Raw genomic sequence first — 16,617 nt, 5'->3', positions numbered from 1 at the left:
CCACTTTTACCACCAGAGGAGAGCAACATGAAAAAAAGATACAGCGTCGTCATCGGTGCAATCGCTGCGGCATCCCTTGCCTGCGTCGCAGGCGTGGCCAGCGCCCAAGTCAAAGAGTTGCGCATACTTGAGTCGGGCGGCCCAAGTGGGGAGGCGACCGAGGAAGCCTATATTGCACCCTTTACCGCTCGCACCGGCATCAAGGTGGTGCGCGAAAGCCCTACGAGCCTTGGCAAGTTGCAGGCCATGGTGGCATCCAAGAGTGTCACGTCCGTGCTGGTTGAGCTAGGCAGCACCAACCTGTTCCAGGCACGCGCATCAGGCCTGCTTGAGCCGTTGGACTGGAATAAAATTAATCCGGATCCGATGTTTCCGGAAGCCAAGCTTGCCGATGGCTTTGGCTACCAATACTTCTCCACGATCATGGCGTGGCCTAAGGGCACCAAAGCGGTCAACAGTTGGGCCGACTTCTGGAATGTAAAAGACTTTCCGGGCAAGCGCGCGCTACCCGACTACGCAGGCTACACCTTGCCTTTGGCCCTTCTGGCTGACGGCGTCAAGCCAGAAAATCTCTACCCTTTGGATATCGATCGGGCGTTCAAAAGCCTGGACAAAATTAAAGCGAACGTAGCCGTTTGGTGGAAAGCCGGAGCACAACCTCCCCAATTGCTTGAGGACGGCGAGATCCAATACTCCGCCGCATGGTCGGGTCGAATTGTCGGCAACGCCAAGCTCGACTACACCTATAAGCAAGGCTTTTTACAAGTATCGTATTTCGCCGTTCCCAAGGGGGCGTCCCCAGAAGCTAAGGAAGCCGCGATGGGACTGCTCCATGAGATGTCCAAGGCTGACAACCAAATCAAGGCCACCAGAACCATTCCCTACACAGGCGCAAGCCCTGATATTCAAGCCAAAATACCGGCAGACAAGCTCGATGACTACCCGACCTCACCGAACAATAAGGCCGTTCAGGCGCTGGCCGATCCAAGTTGGACTGCCAATAACGCCAAGGAAATTGAGCGTCGCTGGCAAGAGTTCAAGCTGAGCATGTAAAGGGGAACGAACGATGAGCGTTGTAGAAAAAGGGCGTCTTTCCCTGAGCTTCTGGATGGTCATCCCTTTGCTGCTCGTCATGGCAGCTGGCTTTAACTTTCCGCTTCTCGTCATGTTTGGAAGAAGCCTCATTGGCCCTGACGGATTCACGCTGTCTAGCTATGCAACGCTCATCGATACCACGGTGTACTTGAAGGTGCTTGGCAACACGTTCAAGATTGCCGTCATCTCGACGGTCTTCTGTGTCGTACTCGGCTACCCCTTGGCCTACTGGCTGCGCAGCCTATCGCCCAAGTGGCGCATGATTGGCTTGGCGGCCATCGTTATCCCATTCTGGATCAGCATTCTGGTGCGCAGCTACGCCTGGATTGTCATTATGGGGAACGCAGGCCTCATCAACCGGAGCCTGGCACACCTGGGCTGGATTAACGCTCCCCTGCAGCTGCTGTACAACGAGCTGGGGGTGATCATAGGAACCATCAACGTCTTGCTTCCCTTTTTGGTGCTCCCGCTATTTGCCTCAATGATCAAAATTGATAACCAAATACTCAATGCGGCCCAAACCTTGGGGGCGAGGCCTGGCACCATTTTCTGGCGCATTTTCTTCCCCTTGACCGTGCCCGCATTGGCCGCCGGCGCCATCTTGGTTTTCATCTTGTCGCTGGGTTTCTACATTACCCCGGCCATCCTTGGGGGAGGCCGCGTTCCGATGATTGCCAACATGCTGGACCTTTTAATCAACCAGATGCCCTCTTGGGAGCTTGCCTCCTCCATATCGGTCGTGCTGCTTGCGTTCACGTTGTTGCTCTTTGCCTTTTATTTGCGGCTCGCCAACGGGGAAAAACGCGCATGACGACCCATGTCCAGTCTGAGTTGTCGGCAGAGCCTAGCTACCGCTGGGAGCAGTTTTCAAAGAAGCTCAATAAATTGCTGCTAGCGGCTTCAGGCATTGGCGTGCTGTTCTTTCTCGTGCTGCCCGTGTTCATTGTTATACCGATGTCGTTCAGTGAAGCAAGCTCACTGAAGTTCCCCCCGCAAGGTTTCTCCTTTCGGTGGTATCTGGAGGTCTTCTCCGACGCCAGGTGGCTTGCCGCCATGAAAACCTCCGTCGTACTGGCCCTGCTGTCGAGCACCATTGCCTTGGTGCTGGGCAGTCTTGGGGCCTACGGCCTGACACGAGGCGTCTTTAGGGGAAGGGATATGCTGCAGAGTAATTTCATTGCGCCATTGATTATTCCTTCTGTCATCCTGGCGGTGGCGCTTTACCTGGCGCTGGCCTCTGCGGGGCTGCTGGGCTCCTTCGCAGGTTTGCTGCTGGCGCACACGTTGCTCGGTGTTCCCTATGTCGTCTTGATCATGTCGGTGGCCATCAAAAGTTTTGACATCCGCATTGAGCAGGTCGCCTTCACGCTCGGGGCGCCTTGGCCAACCATGTTTGTTCGGGTGCTCCTGCCCAATCTGTTGCCCAGCGCGGTCGCCGCATGGATTTTTGCTTTTGTCACGAGCTTTGACGAAGTGGTGGTCACCAATTTTGTGGCCGGCACCTACGAAACTGTGCCTAAACGCATGTTCAATGAACTTATCTTGCAAGTGAATCCCGGTATCACGGCTATCGCAACGGTACTCATCGCCGTAAGCATCATCCTAATGAGTATCGCGGTAAAGCTCAGTCACAAGCCCAAAGTCGCACCCATCCCCTAATTGTCTGCCCTTTTGTAAAGACCCGTCCAAATGAGCACCTCTACGTCAGCGCACTCCTTACCCGCTCATGGCGGGCCCGTCCAAGTGTTTTATCAAAAACCGGGGGCAACGCCGCGCCCTACCGTCGCACAGGGCAAGGGCATTTATCTTTGGGATACCGATGGCAAGCGCTATATTGACGGGTCGTCCGGGCCGATCGCCGTCAACATCGGTCATGGCAACGAGCGCGTGGCCCATGCGGCACGAAAGCAGATGGAGCAGGTGGCCTATGCCAGCCGGTTTTTCTTTGAAAACGAGGCGAACACGCAGCTCTCCAATTTGGTGACCGCTCATGCTGGCCCAGGCTTTGAGCGTGCATTCTTCGTGTCGGGCGGCTCGGAAGCCACGGAGTCCGCCCTCAAGCTGGCGCGCCAGTATGCCGTGTTAAGCGGCCAAAGCGGGCGCTGCAAGGTGATTTCCCGCAACCCCAGCTATCACGGAGCAACGCTTGGGGCGGTGGCCATCAGCGGCGACTTTGTCTCTGAACGCATGTACGGATCCATGACTCGCCCCATGCCCAAGGTCGGCGCCCCCTTTACGTATCGTATTCCGGGCGGCCAGACGCCCGAGAGCTTTGCCATCGCCTGCGCCGAGGAACTCGAGCACGCCATCGTCCAAGAGGGCGAAGAAACCGTACTGGCTTTCATAATGGAACCGATAGGGGGGCTCGCAACAGGGGCATTGGTGGCGCCCGATGTGTACTACCAGCGCGTGAGAGAAATCTGTTCCGAGCACGGCGTGCTGCTCATCTATGATGAGGTCATGAGCGGCGTGGGGCGCGCCGGCAAATTTCTGTCGGCCCACTATTGGAGCCATCACCTCCCCGACATCGTGACACTCGCTAAAGGGCTTGCCTCCGGGTACACGCCGCTTGGCGCGGTTCTCGCCTCCAATAAGCTGGTAGACGTCGTGGCGAGCTCCGGTGGTTTCATGCACGGCTTTACCTATTCGTCCAACCCCTTGTCGTGTGCCATCGGGCTTGCCGCTGTCTCGGAGACCCTGCAAAACAACTTGCCAGACAACGCTGCCGCAATGGGCGAACGCCTGCGGGGGCGTTTGCAGGAAATCCAGACGCGAAGAAAGGTGCTCGGCGACGTGCGGGGCCGAGGCCTGTTGATGGCCATGGAGATTGTGAAAGATCAGGAGAGCCAGGAAACCTTCCCGGCGCATGCACAGGCAATCCAACGCATCGTTGGGTTGGCCATGGACCGAGGCCTGCTTTTGTACTCACGCCGCACAGCCGAAGGTAAGTACGGTGAATGGGTCATGGTTGCGCCGCCGTTGATCATCGATGCAGCCCAAATCGATGAAATGGCCAACATCATTGATGACACCCTGGCCGCCTTCGAAGCAGAGGTTTTCGCCTAAGCCACCTTTATCCTAATGTACAGATCCTTGCTGTACGGATTTTTCCGCAGAATCATAGGAAACGCGGCAAAGAGCATCTTTATCGACTTGCCGCTGTTGGAGGCGATGTATGCGCCCAGCGCGGTGCCGGCAATGAGAACAAATTCAAACGGCTGGTACAAGGCGCCCAGATGTCCACCCATGGCAATAAAGCTGCCAAAGACCGAGACGAAAACGATGACAAAGCCAAGCAGAATAAACACGGAAACGCCCTAGTTGAACAGATGGCGCCTATGATCCGCTACTTTAGGCAAGGTAAAAGCGTCTTTCAAAGGGCATTTATCAGCCTATATCCCGGCGCTGGTATCAATGGACCGCGGCCAAAGGCGGCTGTGGCGTCGATCGGCTGCGCTGTGGGCGATGCCGGTATCTCCGTGAACCGAGACAGCGGCATCCGACCCGGCACTACTGTGCAACCAGTGCACCGCGTTTGATTACCTCTGTCCATTTGCGGACCTCGTCTTGAATGCGGCGCTCGAACTCGACAGGCGTGCTGCCCACCGGGATAAAGCCCATGTTCGTGAGCTTTTCGTGCATCTCGCCGGACCGTACCGACGTCGAGATCGTGGTGGATAGCGTCTGAATGATATCGTCCGGGACACCGGCCGGCGCCACCAATCCAAACAATGGCGTCAGATCGACTCCTGGCAAACCGAGCTCGGCAAAGGTCGGTACATCGGGCAGGCGTTCTACGCGCTGGCTGGTTGTGACGGCAATGGCGCGGAGTCGTCCGGCTTTGATGTGTTCAGATAAGGTGGGGACCGTGGCGAAGGCAAATTGCACTTGCCCGCCCAGAAGGTCTGTAATGACGGTCCCGCCGCCGCGGTAAGGAATATGCTGAATATCAATGCCGCCATGCTGGCGCAATTGCTCGCCTGCCAGGTGTGGCCCACTGCCAACCCCCGCAGAGCCATAGGACAGCATGCCGGGGTTGGCTTTGGCGAGCTCAATGAATGATTTTAGATCTTTGGCGGAAACGGAAGGGTGGACCACCATGACGAAGGGCGCGGTAGCTATCTGTGAAATGGGCTTGAAGTCTTTTAGCGTGTCGTAGGGGACTTCAGCGCCGCGTAGCCCGGGATTGATGACGAAAGCCGAGTCCACAATACCGATCGTGTAGCCGTCGGGCGCCGATGTTGCGAGGGCTCGCGTACCGATCATCGTGCCGCCGCCGCCCCGATTCTCCACGACGAACGACCGCTTGAGTGCCTTGCCCCAAACGTCGGCGGCCATGCGCCCCAAGTTGTCGCTCGCGCCGCCGGGCGGGTAGGGGATTATCAGATGCACCGGCTTGTCGGGATACCCCGCTGTATGCGCGGCACTTGTCGAAGTGGTTGCGAGGGCGCCCAGCATCAGGGCTGAAGCGCCTATTACAAACGAGCGACGTCCAGTTTTCATTTATGTCTCCTTTTCGGCTCTGAGGGATGTTTGTCGGTTCTAACTATTAAAGAAAACCGCCTTCAACCAGTTCGGTTTCGGGATCGGCGCCCAGTCCCGGGGTATCCGGAACGTGAATCCATCCATGCTCTATCGGCACGGTGTGCTGATAAGGTGTGCGGTCGAGTTCCACATACAGTCGTTCCAGCGACACCTCCTGGCGCTGTGCGGCTATCAAATGCAGACTGGCGAGATAGCCAGGGCCAAAAAAAGCAACTTGCGGCGCACAGACAACCGGGGTCCCGTCGCATCGCCGCGAAATGCCTAGCGTCGCGGTGAGCCCAAGTTTAATGACGCTGGGTTGCACATAACGCGCGGATTCGTTGTCGACTAGTTCGGTCAAGGCATGCGCACTGCTAGCGTTTTCGCCGACGGCCAAGGGCACTCCGCATGATTGCTGCAAGCGTGCCAGCGCACCGGCATCCTCCGGGGGCCAGAGAGGCTCTTCGATCCAGAATGGATTATGCTCGCGCATAGCTGCGATAGCCTCTGGCGCCTCATCGGGCAGCCATGCGCAATTCGTGTCGACCATAATGGGAACCTGCTCACCTGCCGCGCGGCGGGCTGCGGAAAGTGCCGCGCTGCCGCGCTCATGCAGCTTAATCTCCGTATAGCCCTCTTGCAGGGCCTGAGTCGTGACAGTGTCGAGAAGCCGAGCGTCTCCGTAATATTGCAACAGCGATGCGTACGCGCGCACACGGTCGCGGCGTTTGCCTCCCAATAGCTCATAGAGCGGGACACCCGCACGCTTAGCGCGCAGATCCCATAGCGCGATGTCCAAGCCGGCCATGGCGTGCACCACCGGGCCAGAACGGCCGAGGTTATGCAGTGTTCGCTGCATCGATGGCAAGAGCGACGGATCGGAAGCGGACTTGTCCAAGGCAAGCGGTGCGATCAGTGTCTTGAATATGGCTTCGAGTGCGCGAGGCTCCACGCAGTACGACTCGCCCCACGCCACCACTCCTTCCTGGGTTTCCAGGCGAACCAGGGCACTGTCCAGGGTTGTGCGCGGACGCCCCGCGAACAGTGGTGGATCGGTCCAATGGTGAAACGGTAGGCGCATCGGGATGCAGGTCACCGAGCGGATTATGTCGTCATTCATGCTTACATTGTCCAGTCCGCAATGCATATGGTCAAATAGATATATTGAATGATTTGATAATAAAAAACATATGTTAAGTAGACGTGAACTGACTTTGCTGCGCGCGATGTATCAATGCGGAACCGTGACGGCGGCTGGGGCATCGATCGGAATGACGCAACCGGCGGCAAGCACGTTGCTTCGCACGATGGAAACGCGCTTGGGCTTTGCATTGTTCAGCCGCCAGAACCGCCGTCTGCAATTGACCAGTCAAGGGCGTGCCTTAATTCCCGATGCCTTGAACGCCCTGGCGGGAATGGAAGCCGTGGACAGGCTGGCGGGCGACATTCGGCAGGGCTCAACGAGCCGGCTGGTGATAGGCGCAGTGGCCATTGCAGCATCCAGCATATTGCCCTCCGCACTAGCCATAGTGCGCCGTGAGCATCCCGGCATCGCCGTGACGGTTCGGGCGGGCACCGCGCTCGAGATCATAGAGATGGCGGTCGACCAGCGAATCGATCTGGGACTCATAGTGGGAACTTTGGTTGAGAAGGACAGGGTGGCCAGCCTCGCATTAGCCCCCATGAGCCTGTACGCCGTCATGCACGCCGCGCACCCTTGGGCCCAGAGGCAAGGATTGAGTCTGAAGGAGATTGCCCATGCCGGGCCAATCGTTCTGGCGACCACGCTGCCGGCAGGACGCGTAACGCGACAAGTCATGGAAGCGGCCCGGCTTCCTTATCAGCCCATTATGGAAGTCGGTCAGTCGTCGGCCGCATGCGGGCTGGCGGCACAGGGGCTCGGGATTGCCATCGTGGAGACGCTCGGCGCCCGTTACGCGCAGCGGCAGAGGCTAGTCGCCCGACATCTGTTGGCTGTCCCTGAAATCGGCCTTGGCCTGGTCTGGTCGCATGACCGAACAATGAGTCAGCCCGCCGAAACGCTGCGGTCCAGTCTGATTGCTGAAGCGGCCAGCGTTGTTTGAGCGCCATTGTGGGCGTCGAACCGGCACACCTTTCGGCAAGGGGCTTGAGAGGGGGCGGGAAATACGATATCCAATGCATCGACTAGCGCAAAAAAAAGACGGCAGCGGAGGTCGCACCACCCATCAGAAATGATGGCCGGATGCGGCATCATCTATACGCCTCGAAATACGGGCACTCTTTTTTCCTTAAAAGCGGCGCGCCGCTAACGATAATCCGCACTATCGAAGCAGTCTGAGATCAACCGATTCGCTGTCGCGAGATCTTGTGATGCGGTATCTAGCAGCGCTTGCCGAACGCTGAACTTCGCAAACTTAATCGTCAAAGGCGCGTTTCGAACAATTGTGGATGTGTACCGGTCGGTGGCGGCTTCCAGTTCACCAGCAGGCACGACTTGGTTCACCAAGCCCAATTGCAGTGCTTCTTGCGCATTGACGCGCCGGCCGGTAAATAAAATGTCCTTGGCCGCAGAAGGGCCCACTAGGTCGGTGAGCATCTGCACGCTATCAACGCCGTATGCGATGCCTAACTTGGCTGCCGGTATGCTAAAAATCGAACACTCGCTTGCGATGCGAATATCGGCCGGCAGCGCAATATCAACGCCTGCGCCAAGGCAATAGCCACGGATCATTGCGATGAGCGGCTTGGTCAAGCTGCTCATCGCTTCTCGCGCGCGGCTTGAGACCTGCGAATACTGCTGCGCTTGCTTGGCGTTATCGCGCACGGAGTCGAACTCCGATATGTCTGCGCCTGATACGAACGCTTTATCACCGGCGCCAAGCATAATCACAGCCTTTACGCTGGAGTCGGATTCGTACTCCAACAGCTTATTCGCAGCTACCTGCCAAAGCGACAGCGACATGGCGTTGTGCCGCGCAGGATTATCGAAGATTACCCAACCTACTGCTGGTGTAAGGCCGGTAACTTCGTCTTGGGAGAGGCTCATTGTCGTCACACCCTTGATCATTGTCTTAGAACACTTGTTCGCGCTGCAAGTGGGCTACTGCTTCTTCGCTCAGGCCCATCTCCTTTAATATGTCGACCGAATGCTCGCCGCGCGTCGGGGCGGGTTTATTGTCTATGGGCGTAGCGGCGGAAAGTCGTATGGGTTGACCAAGCACAAATTTTTTTCCCAAAGTCGCATGGTCGACAGCGCGCACAACCTGCAGGTGTTCGACCTGCTCATCACCGAACATTTGCTCAACTGTATAGACGGGACCGCACGCCACACCGGCCTTATTCAGCTTTCTCACCCAGTATGCCGTGTCTTGGGTTCGTAATACTGACTCTAACTCCACGTTTAGCGCTACTCGGTTCTTCGATCTGCCGGCCTGTTCGGCAAAGAGCTGATTAGAGACAAGATCCTCGCGCCCAATCTGTGCACAAAGCTTTCTCCACATTGCATCAGCGGCAGCGCAGATGGTTACCTCTCCGTCGGCGGTCTGATACACGCCAGTTGGCATGCGCGCTGCGTGATCGTTACCCACTTGCAACGGCATTTCTTTCTCGTTCAGGTAGCGAACGGCTTGGAAGTCCATCAAATTGATAAGCGTTTCCAAAAGCGAGACTTGCACCCATTGCCCGATACCCGATCTTTCACGCTCAAAGAGCGTGAGCAGTACGCCCTGGGCGCACATTTGGCCCGTCACCAAGTCGGCCACAGCGATTCCGGTGCGGACATAGGGCGTACCGGGATGGCCCGTAACCGACATCAGGCCGCTCATGCCTTGAATGATCTGATCAAACCCTGGTCGCTTATGGTAGGGGCCATCTTGGCCAAAGCCGGAGATGCTTGCCAAAGTAAGCGAGATGGGGGGGTCGAACCTTATACTTACTTTGTCCCTCAAGAATCTGCGCGGCCCCAGCGCTTGGTTGCTTATGACCTTGTATGGCATTATTCTATGGATCATTGATGTCTAGTCTTGTTCGCCCACTCATCAGACTCTAGGAGAACAAATCATGATTAGCCCAGAACTGGTCATCATCGGAGTCGGCTCTTTCATGGTTGCTTTTGGGCTTTTTTCTCTGTATTTCTGCAGTAAATCAGCACAGCGAAAATTCAACCCTAACAATGAAAGATGATCCTAGCTCACGTTAAAAAAAGCCAGATTAATCATCTGGCTTTTTTGTTGTCTGAGGCGCTACCCCGCTAGCTGGCGCCCCTTACCACTTGCTCAACCCCTTCACCCGTTACGCCTTGATCTTGGACAGCGGCTCTTCGCGTTGCGCGGGGTCAAATCCTTTAGCAAACTTTTGGGGTGCAGTCCAAAAGCCTGCGTTTTTATTTACTACTGCGGCCTCCCGAAGCCGCCGCCTCCGGGCGTTTCGATGACAAACACATCGCCCGCCTGCATGTCGGCCGAGCCCGTCGAGCCTAGCTCTACCCGACTGCCGTCCGTACGGATGACGTAGGTCTTTCCAGGTTCTCCCGGTTCACCGCCCTCCAACCCAAACGGCGCGATGCGCCGGCGATTGGCCAAAATCGATGCGGTCATCGGCTCAAGAAAGCGCACGCGGCGTATGCCGCCGTTACCACCACGGGCCTTGCCACGCCCCCCGCTGCCTTCACGTATGACATAACTTTCGAGCATCACCGGGAAACGCCATTCAAGCACCTCCGGATCGGTGAGGCGAGAGTTGGTCATGTGCGTTTGGACGACATCGGTCCCGTCGAAATACACGGACTTTCCATCGGCACCGCCCAAGATGCCGGCCCCCGAACCGCCGGAGATCGTCTCGTAATACTGATGCTGATCATTCCCGAAGGTGAAGTTGTTCATCGTGCCTTGTGCGGCCGCCATAACGCCCAGCGCGCCATATAGCGCGTCGGTCACGCACTGCGAGGTTTCGACGTTGCCGGCCACGGTCGCCGCCGGTGGCATCGGGTTAAGCATCGAGCCTTCTGGAATAATGACATTCAGCGGTTTGAGGCACCCGGCGTTCATCGGGATTTCGTCGTTGACCAGCGTACGGAACACGTACAGCACGGCGGCCATGCACACTGCCGAGGGCGCATTGAAGTTGTCCGCCAGTTGCATGGAAGTGCCAGTAAAGTCGATATCGGCGCTGCGATTGGCGGTGTCCACGCGCACGGCGACGCGGATGAAGGCGCCGTTGTCCAGTTCGTAATGGAACTCGCCATCTTGGAGCACGCCGATCACACGGCGCACGGCCTCTTCGGCGTTGTCCTGAACGTGATCCATGTACGCATGCACCACGTCCAGCCCGAACTCGCGCACCATACGGCGAAGTTCCTGAGCCCCTTTTTCATTGGCCGCGATCTGCGCGCGCAAATCGGCGATGTTCTGCGCCGGGTTGCGCGCGGGATAACGGCACTCGGTAAGCAAGCGGCGCAGTTCGGCTTCGCGCATGCGACCGCCTTCGACCAGCTTGAAGTTGTCGATCAGCACGCCTTCCTCTTCAATCGTGCGGCTGTTGGGCGGCATCGATCCGGGCGTAATGCCACCCACGTCGGCATGGTGCCCGCGAGAAGCGACAAAAAACAGTATGGTGGTTCCGGCCTCGTCGAAGACAGGCGAGACGACAGTGATGTCGGGCAGATGCGTGCCGCCGTTGTAGGGATCATTTAACACATAGGTGTCGCCCGCGCGCATGCGTCCGGCGTTCTTGCGTATCACCGTCTTGATGCTCTCGCCCATCGAGCCCAGATGCACTGGCATGTGCGGCGCGTTGGCAATGAGATTACCCTGCGCGTCAAACAAGGCGCAGGAAAAATCCAGCCGCTCTTTGATGTTGACCGAGAAAGCGGTGTTGGCCAGCGTCGCCCCCATCTGCTCGGCAATCGACATGAATAGATTGTTGAAGATCTCCAACATGACAGGATCGGCCTGTGTGCCGATGGCGCTGCGGCCTGCCTTGGGCACTGCCCTCGTCAGGAGGATCTCTGCGCCAGCGAGAATCTCCAGTTGCCACTCGGGCTCGACGATGGTCGTGCCGTTGGCGTCGCACACCACGGCCGGCCCTAGCAGACGCATGCCGAGGCTGAGATCCGCTCGGTAGAACACCGGTGCATCATGACGCGCTTTTTCGAAGTAAAGCGAGACGCTGGATTGTGCGACGGGTTGGGCCCCGAGCGTCGCCGCCGTGACGGATTGCTGCGGCGCTTCACCGCTCAGGCCAACGGCTTCCACCGACACCGCTTCAATGACCAGCCGCTTATCAGGCATCAAAAAGCTATAGCGCTGGGAATAGGTTTGCTCGAAACGCTCGCGCATCTCGCCCGCCGTACCATAGTTGACGACGAGCGCCGCATCCGTACCCTCGTAGCGCAAATGGGCGCGCTGGATTAACTGAGTGCGATCAGCGGGAATACCTTGGCCGGCGACTTCGTCGCGCGCTGCCCGCCCAAGCTCAGCCAGGAGAGCCTCGCAGGCGTCGAGCTCGCCGTCCTCGAGCACCAGCTCTACGCTGGCCTCGCGCATGGCGGTGATATCAGCCAGGCCCATGCCATACGCCGACAACACCCCGGCCAAGGGGTGAATCAGTGCGCGGGTCATGCCCAGGGCGTCGGCCACCAAGCAGGCGTGCTGGCCGCCCGCTCCGCCGAAAGACACCAGTGTGTACTTGGTGACGTCATAGCCGCGCTCCACCGATATCTTCTTGATGGCATTGGCCATATTGGCGACGGCAATATCAAGATAGCCTTTGGCAACCTCTTCGGGAGTGTTGACGCTACCGGTGTCGGCCTCGATCCGAGCCGCCAGTTCGGTAAACTTGCTGCGCACCGTGTCCACGTCCAGGGCTTCATTGCCTTGCGCACCGAAAATCTTCGGAAAGAATTCGGGCTGTAGCTTGCCCAGCATGACGTTGCAATCCGTGACGGTGAGCGGGCCGCCATTGCGATAGGCGGCGGGACCTGGATTGGCGCCTGCCGAATCCGGGCCGACGCGCATGCGGGAACCATCGAAGTGGACGATAGAGCCCCCGCCAGCTGCAACGGTATGGATATTCATCATGGGCGCGCGCAGGCGTACGCCGGCCACCTCGGTTTCGAAAGCTCGCTCGAATTCGCCGTTGTAATGCGAAACGTCGGTCGACGTGCCGCCCATATCAAAGCCAATCAGGCTGCTCGCGCCTACCGCTTCGGCCGTGCGTGCCATGCCCACGATCCCGCCCGCCGGACCAGACAGGATGGAGTCCTTGCCCTGAAAGCGCTCCGCCGCCGTGAGGCCACCGTTGGATTGCATGAACATCAGGCGCACGCCGTCCAGTTCGCTTGCCACTCGGTCCACATAGCGACGCAAGATAGGCGACAGGTAGGCGTCGACCACCGTGGTGTCGCCACGACCCACGAGTTTCATCATGGGACTGACTTCGTGAGAGACCGACACCTGGGTAAAGCCTGCCTCGCGCGCTAGCGCTGCCACGTGCTGTTCGTGCTGCGGATAGCGGTAAGCATGCATGAGCACGATGGCGATCGAGCGAAACCCCGCTGCATAGGCATCTCGCAGTTGCTCGCGTACGTCCTTGGGATTGAGCGCCTGCAGGATATCGCCCAGGGCGGTAATGCGCTCGTTCACTTCGTCGATGCGGCTGTACAGCAGCTCAGCCAACATGATTTGACGATCGAAAATACGCGGGCGCTCTTGGTAGCCGATGCGCAAGGCATCGCGAAAGCCCTTGGTGGTAAAGAGCACCGTTGGGTCGCCCTTGCGCTCGAGCAAAGCGTTGGTCGCTACCGTCGTACCCATCTTCACCGCTTCAATCATGTGGCCGGGAATGAGCTCGTCAACGCGCAGGTCCAGCAGTTTTCGTATGCCTGCCAACGCCGCGTCGGGATATTGGCTGGGGTTGTCCGACAGAAGCTTGTGCGTAAGCAAGGTGCCGTCGGGGCGGCGAGCAACGATATCGGTAAACGTACCGCCCCGATCCACCCAGAATTGCCAGCGTTTATCGGTACCCACCGCGTCGCTCGTTGTTTGTGTAGCCATTTAGCGTTGTCCTTCTCAATAGAACTGTTGCGGCAACCATGTTGCCATGCCTGGTACGAGAGCCAGCAATACGACCATGAATATCATGGCGATAACGAAGGGAATTGACCCCAAGATAACGTCGTTAAGCGATCCACCCCGGCGCACGCCCTGGACGACAAATAGATTCAGCCCGACGGGCGGCGTGATCAGTGCCATTTCCAGCAGCACCATGACGACGATGCCATACCAGACAGGATCAAACCCCATGCTTATCATCAGCGGTGCTGTGATCGGTATGGTGGTGACCATCATGGATAGCGTCTCCAGAAAGCAGCCCAATACCAGGTAGAACAGAACAACCGCCATGAAGGTTTGCATCGGCGTCCATCCCAGGCTCAGGATCGTGCTCGTGAGCATGTCCGTCAGGCCAATACCCACCAGTACGAAATTCAGGAAGTACGCGGCAAGAACAATCAGAATGACCATCGACGCCGTTCGTATGGTGCTTTCGGCCGCCTCGCGCAGCATTGTCCATGACAGGCTCTTGTACAGCGCCGCCAAGCCCAGCGCCGACATAACGCCGACCGCTGCTGCTTCCGTCGGGGTAGCGATACCGGCATAAATCGAACCGACCACGACCAGGAAAATCAGTAGCGGTGGTACCAGGTTGACCAGCGATGCGACGCGCGCCCCCCAGGTAGATGTCTGGCGAACACCGCCCCAGGCGGGCTTAAAGAAGCAGGCGATGGCCACCGTCAATGAAAAGATGCAGGCCATCACCAGGCCAGGGATAAAGCCCGCCAAGTACAGCTGCGGCACCGAGGTGTCGGTGAGCGTGCCGTAAATGATCATGTTGATGGAGGGCGGAATCAAGATGCCCAATGTGCCGCCGGCAGCAAGCGTACCGAGGAATAATGGCTGCGAATAACCGTGGCGTTCTCCCTGCGGGATCGCTACCGTTCCAATGGTGGCAGCGGTGGCTACGCTCGATCCCGACGTCGCGGCAAAGGTAGCGCAAGCGCCAATGTTGGCATGCATCAAGCCGCCGGGAAGCCAGCCCAGCCATTTCTCCATGGCATCGTACAGCCGCTCGGCCATCCCGGCTCGAAGCATAAGCTCGCCCAGCAGAATGAACATCGGAATGGACACCAGCAGGAAGTCGGTGCTGGTGGACCAGAACACTTCACCACTGGCTCGATACAAAGGTAGCATCGAATAGAGCTGGTCCAGGACCAGGCCCAGTATGCCCATGGCCGCGGCCACAGGAATGGCCAGGGCAAGCATACCCAGCAATAACATCAAGGCATTAAGGAGCATGGGATACCTCTGATTGAATCGCGCGCAGCGTCTGCGGTGATACTTCGTCGCTGACTTCTTCTTCAACGCTACGGATACCTGCGATAAGACTGACACCGTCCCAGTCTCCACGTATCAATAAGCCAATGACGCGCAGTACAAGAACCACCAGGACGAACATGAACAGCAGGAAGCCCGCCACCCACAGCGCCTGCGGGATAACCAGCGGCGTCTGCAGCTGCGTGCTGGCGGTGGCGCTCATGGCCGCTGAGGACAGTAGCATTTGCATGGCGAACCAGGTGACGAAGGCCATGAAAATACCCATGGCAATCAGCCCCAGCAGATCCAGCCACACTGTCCAGCGCTTTGGCAAACGCATATACAGCGCGTCGATCCGGATATTGGCCCGGCGCAGCAATGCGAACGACAGGCCCCAGCTGGTACTAATCGCCAGCACGTAGCCGGCCAGTTCGTCGCTGCCATGCAGGGATATGTTCAGCAGCTTACGCAAGATGACGTCCAGCGTAATGTAGGCCGCGACGGCGAACAGCATGGCCGCGCTACCCCAGGTAGCGGCCTTGCTGAGACGCTCGGCCCAGGTATAAAGTTTTTGCATGATTACGGTAGGGTGATGCCGACAACGGGGCCGACGGTTTCATTGAAGTCGGCGCTGCATGCGGGCCCACAGCGTTTGCTCCACGACTTGACCACGACATTCTCAAGCAAGGTATGTAGCGCTTTGCGATCGGCATCCAAAAACTCGACGACTTGCATCTTGGCGGGAGCACCGTAAGGGCAGGGAGCATTGCCGGTATTGCAGGCGATGCCTTCGGTGGTCTCTTTGTCGGCCGCGATCCAGATGCGATCCTCCAGTCCTTTAATTTCCTTTTGCAGAAAGGCTTGGGTTTTGGGATCCATTTTGTCCCAGGTCTTGTTGCTCACGCTATGCACGACTTGGCTCCAGCCAACGGGTAAGGTGTACAGGTAGTCGCTGACCTCGTGCCACTTGGCGGAATAACCGGACAGCGTGCCAGTGATGGCGCAATCGACCACGCCGGTTTGCAAGGCCTGTACCACTTCGGCAAAGGTCAGCGTCACGCCCGTGCCGCCCAAGGCACCCACAAAATCCGTTAGCGTACGGGTACCCGTGCGCACTTTCTTTCCAGCCAGGTCTTTTAAGCCCGTGATGGGCGCTTTGCAATACAGTACCTGGCTCGAGAACGGCCATACGCCCAGCAACTTGGCATCATATTTTTCCGCATACAGTTTTTCAAGGACGGGGCGATAGGCTTCGGTGACCTTGCGCGCCGTTTCGATATCGGGGCTAAGGCCGGCCAAATCAATCACTTCATTGCGAGGATCGTCACTGGCAAGGTAGCCGGGTGGGATGGATGCGAATTGGATGACCCCTTGTTTCATTAGGCGGCCGATTTCGCCACCTTTGAGGCCGAGTTCATTCATGCCCTTGATCTGCGCCGTGATCGCGCCGTTCGACTTCTCCGGGATTTCTTTGGTCCAGAACGGGTATTCAAAGTTTTTGTATTGCGACAGATTACTCCAGCTGCCGACGACGTTCAGCTTGGCTTTAGGTAAGTCCTGAGCAATGGCGATCGTGGATACGCTTGCGGCAAGGGCCAGGGACAGCAGTGGCTTAAGCCATTTCGAGTTTGACATGTCTACCTCCAGT

The 16,617-nt window shown here is 57.9% G+C and carries 14 protein-coding genes; 5 read left to right on the top strand and 9 right to left on the bottom strand.

All coding sequences use genetic code 11. The annotated features are described in order from the left end of the window. Nucleotides 1-27: 27 nt before the first annotated feature. Genes EKL30_RS07500 through EKL30_RS07485 form a run of 4 tightly spaced genes read left to right on the top strand, consistent with a single transcriptional unit; the run spans nucleotide 28 to nucleotide 4,161 of the window. A complete protein-coding gene (locus tag EKL30_RS07500) occupies nucleotides 28-1,053 on the top strand; it encodes an extracellular solute-binding protein (RefSeq protein WP_158618406.1) in 1,026 nt (341 codons plus the stop codon). 13 nt (nucleotides 1,054-1,066) lie between these two features. Then, nucleotides 1,067-1,906 carry an ABC transporter permease gene (locus EKL30_RS07495; protein ID WP_126706609.1) on the top strand — a complete coding sequence of 280 codons (840 nt, stop codon included), beginning with the start codon at nucleotides 1,067-1,069 and terminating at the stop codon, nucleotides 1,904-1,906. After that, nucleotides 1,903-2,754, top strand: a complete 852-nt coding sequence (locus EKL30_RS07490) for an ABC transporter permease (protein ID WP_126706608.1) — start codon at nucleotides 1,903-1,905, stop codon at nucleotides 2,752-2,754. Before EKL30_RS07495 ends, EKL30_RS07490 begins: the two co-directional genes overlap by 4 nt. 30 nt (nucleotides 2,755-2,784) lie before the next feature. After that, complete coding sequence (locus tag EKL30_RS07485) at nucleotides 2,785-4,161, top strand: aspartate aminotransferase family protein (protein WP_126706607.1); 1,377 nt, start codon at nucleotides 2,785-2,787, stop codon at nucleotides 4,159-4,161. On the opposite strand, the gene EKL30_RS07480 is transcribed toward EKL30_RS07485, so the two are convergent. From EKL30_RS07480 to EKL30_RS07470, 3 genes are all read right to left on the bottom strand, one after another. Further along, a complete protein-coding gene (locus EKL30_RS07480) occupies nucleotides 4,158-4,403 on the bottom strand; it encodes a motility-associated protein (RefSeq protein ID WP_126706606.1) in 246 nt (81 codons plus the stop codon). The two genes, EKL30_RS07485 and EKL30_RS07480, sit on opposite strands and share 4 nt — an antisense overlap. A gap of 202 nt (nucleotides 4,404-4,605) precedes the next feature. Beyond that, on the bottom strand, nucleotides 4,606-5,598 hold the full coding sequence (locus EKL30_RS07475) for a tripartite tricarboxylate transporter substrate binding protein (RefSeq protein WP_126706605.1): 993 nt from the start codon (nucleotides 5,596-5,598) through the stop codon (nucleotides 4,606-4,608). A gap of 46 nt (nucleotides 5,599-5,644) precedes the next feature. After that, nucleotides 5,645-6,739, bottom strand: coding sequence for a mandelate racemase/muconate lactonizing enzyme family protein (locus tag EKL30_RS07470; RefSeq protein WP_126706604.1), 1,095 nt, complete (start codon nucleotides 6,737-6,739; stop codon nucleotides 5,645-5,647). A 70-nt stretch (nucleotides 6,740-6,809) separates the two neighbouring features. Here EKL30_RS07470 and EKL30_RS07465 point away from each other — a divergent pair, with 70 nt between their 5' ends. Continuing rightward, nucleotides 6,810-7,703 carry a LysR family transcriptional regulator gene (locus EKL30_RS07465; protein WP_126706603.1) on the top strand — a complete coding sequence of 298 codons (894 nt, stop codon included), beginning with the start codon at nucleotides 6,810-6,812 and terminating at the stop codon, nucleotides 7,701-7,703. A 203-nt stretch (nucleotides 7,704-7,906) separates the two neighbouring features. Here EKL30_RS07465 and EKL30_RS07460 read toward each other — a convergent pair whose 3' ends face one another. From EKL30_RS07460 to EKL30_RS07435, 6 genes are all read right to left on the bottom strand, one after another. After that, nucleotides 7,907-8,647, bottom strand: coding sequence for an enoyl-CoA hydratase (locus tag EKL30_RS07460; RefSeq protein WP_158618405.1), 741 nt, complete (start codon nucleotides 8,645-8,647; stop codon nucleotides 7,907-7,909). A gap of 25 nt (nucleotides 8,648-8,672) precedes the next feature. Next, entirely contained in the window at nucleotides 8,673-9,500 is an 828-nt protein-coding gene (locus EKL30_RS07455) for a CaiB/BaiF CoA-transferase family protein (protein ID WP_158618404.1), read from the bottom strand. Nucleotides 9,501-9,989: 489 nt separating this feature from the next. Continuing rightward, nucleotides 9,990-13,652, bottom strand: a complete 3,663-nt coding sequence (locus EKL30_RS07450) for a hydantoinase B/oxoprolinase family protein (RefSeq protein WP_126706600.1) — start codon at nucleotides 13,650-13,652, stop codon at nucleotides 9,990-9,992. 15 nt (nucleotides 13,653-13,667) lie between these two features. Further along, a complete protein-coding gene (locus EKL30_RS07445) occupies nucleotides 13,668-14,951 on the bottom strand; it encodes a TRAP transporter large permease (RefSeq protein WP_126706599.1) in 1,284 nt (427 codons plus the stop codon). Continuing rightward, complete coding sequence (locus EKL30_RS07440; protein ID WP_126706598.1) at nucleotides 14,941-15,546, bottom strand: TRAP transporter small permease; 606 nt, start codon at nucleotides 15,544-15,546, stop codon at nucleotides 14,941-14,943. Before EKL30_RS07440 ends, EKL30_RS07445 begins: the two co-directional genes overlap by 11 nt. 2 nt (nucleotides 15,547-15,548) lie before the next feature. Then, complete coding sequence (locus tag EKL30_RS07435) at nucleotides 15,549-16,604, bottom strand: TRAP transporter substrate-binding protein (protein ID WP_126706597.1); 1,056 nt, start codon at nucleotides 16,602-16,604, stop codon at nucleotides 15,549-15,551. Nucleotides 16,605-16,617: the final 13 nt, after the last annotated feature.

It is taken from the genome of Candidimonas sp. SYP-B2681, assembly GCF_003971065.1.
GTDB lineage: Bacteria > Pseudomonadota > Gammaproteobacteria > Burkholderiales > Burkholderiaceae_B > Pollutimonas.
Note: the sequence above shows the minus strand (reverse complement) of the source record. Positions and strands in the feature narration are given on the sequence as shown.